Genomic DNA, 1,892 nt, shown 5'->3' on the forward strand with positions numbered 1-1,892 from the left:
CACCGTAAGCGGCCGTCACGCTGCGCCGCAAGCTGTCACGATTAGTCATACTGCCTGGCCGTGACGGGGTGGGGAGGGAAGGGGGGTTTCTCCAACCCCCCATCTTCTACCGCCGGTTAAAGAAGGCGCTCGAACCCCGGGTCTCGAAGCCCGAAGCCCGAAGCTCGGGGCGCGAGCCTCGGGGCGGGGCCCGGTTCACGTACCCCCGAACGAGTGAGGGGGGTGTCCCGAAGCTCGGGTCTCGGCGCTCGGTGCTCGGGCCCTGAGGCTCGGGTTGCCCCGTAGCCTCGGCTACCGGCGCTTCGGGCTGCCCGCACTCACCCGCACTCACTCCTCGCGCAGGCTCGTGATCAGGTCGCGGGGGAGGCCGTGGGTGTCGTGCAGGTAGTGGAAGTCCTCCTCGGTCAGGGGGCCTTGGAAGCGGGGGCGGGTGAGGATGTGCCGGCCGCGTTCCAGGAGCCGGCGGAACCGGTGCTCCTCTTCGCGCAGCATCCGGAGCACGTCGCCCGGGCGGATGCCCTGCCGGAAGTGGTCCACGGTGTGCCGCACCAGGTCTTCCGGCAGGTCCCCGAGACTGCGCGAGGGGTCCTCCCGCCACAGCACGGTGAGTACGCGGCGTAGCAGGCGGCGCAGCACGTAGCCCTGTCCCGTGTTGGCCGGGCGCACACTGTCGCCCAGCAGCACGACGACCGAGCGCAGGTGGTCGCAGACCAGGCGCAGTGAAGGCTCGTCCAGAGTCCACAGGATCGGTACCAGGCGGCGCCAGGGGTCGAACACGTCGCACTCGAAGACGGAGGACCGGCCCTGGAGCAGGGAGGCCAGCCGCTCCAGGCCGAGTCCGGTGTCCACGTTGCGCTGGGGCAGCGGTACGAGCGAACCGTCGTCGAGGCGGCGGTGGGTCATCGTCACGTGGTTCCACACCTCCACCCAGCGGTCGTCACGGGTGGGCGTCGACTGCGGCGGGCCGTCGCCGCTCCACAGGAAGAACTCCGAGTCGGGCCCGCACGGGCCCACCGGTCCGTTGGACCACCAGTTGTCCTCGACGGTGAGTTCCACGGGGACGCCCAGGCGCTGCCACAGCTCGACGGAAGCCGTGTCGGGATCCGTCCGGTCGTCACCGGCGAAGGCGGTGGCGTGCAGCAGGCCGGGGTCGATGCCCAGGCCCTCGGTGAGCAGCTCGTACCCCCAGTCGAGGCTGACCGGGCCCCCGTAGTCACCGAGTGACCAGGTGCCGAGCATCTCGAAGACCGTCAGGTGGGTGGCGTCCCCGACCTCGTCCAGGTCCGTGGTGCGCAGACAGCGCTGCACGTTGACCAGGCGCTTCCCCAGGGGGTGAGGCCGGCCCTCCAAGTAGGGGGTGAGCGGGTGCATGCCGGAGGTGGTGAAGAGCACGGAGTCGCCCGGGGGAGGCAGCAGGGTCGAGCCGGTGATCCGGCGGTGGCCGCGTTCTTCGTAGAACTCGACGAACGTCCTGATGAGGTGGTCCGTACGCATGGGGGTGGCTCCTTCGCGTGGCTGCGGGGGAGGCACCGGAGAACGGAACCGTTCAGTCACCCGGCCGGGGCCGGGGGGGCCACGGCACTGCCGACGGACCGTTTCCGGTCGCCGGGGGGAGGGAAGGTCAGGCGGCGGCAACCGGCGAGCTGGTCGCTCGCGCGGTCGCGGTGGTGCTGGGGCCGGTGACGTTCATACGTCTGACGATAACGCGGACCGGCCCATGGAGGCACCCGCATTTCCCGCCCCCCCCCCCCCCCCCCCGCCCCCCCCCCCCCCCGCCCCGGCCCCGGGGCCCTGGGTCGGCTCCCCCGCCCCGGCCTCGATCTCGGCCGTGACGGGCCAGGCCACCTTGTGGCCGTCGCCGGTGTCCAGCAGCGGCGGGCGCTCCGTGGCGC

Annotated in this window: 1 protein-coding gene and 1 pseudogene; both read right to left on the bottom strand. The window is 72.0% G+C overall.

From position 1 onward, the window contains the following. Positions 1-327 precede the first annotated feature (327 nt). On the bottom strand, positions 328-1,494 hold the full coding sequence (locus JS521_RS35425) for an alanine--tRNA ligase-related protein (RefSeq protein ID WP_205086955.1): 1,167 nt from the start codon (positions 1,492-1,494) through the stop codon (positions 328-330). Positions 1,495-1,773: 279 nt separating this feature from the next. Continuing rightward, positions 1,774-1,892, bottom strand: a pseudogene (locus JS521_RS37615) (oligopeptide ABC transporter ATP-binding protein); the annotation flags it as partial.

The sequence above is a fragment of the Streptomyces durocortorensis genome, assembly GCF_016901035.1.
GTDB classification, from domain to species: Bacteria; Actinomycetota; Actinomycetes; order Streptomycetales; family Streptomycetaceae; genus Streptomyces; species Streptomyces durocortorensis.

Bases quoted from the DNA above. Each gene is read 5' to 3' on its own strand.
- JS521_RS35425 (WP_205086955.1), bottom strand. From the start codon at position 1,494: ATGCGTACGGACCACCTCATCAGGACGTTCGTCGAGTTCTACGAAGAA.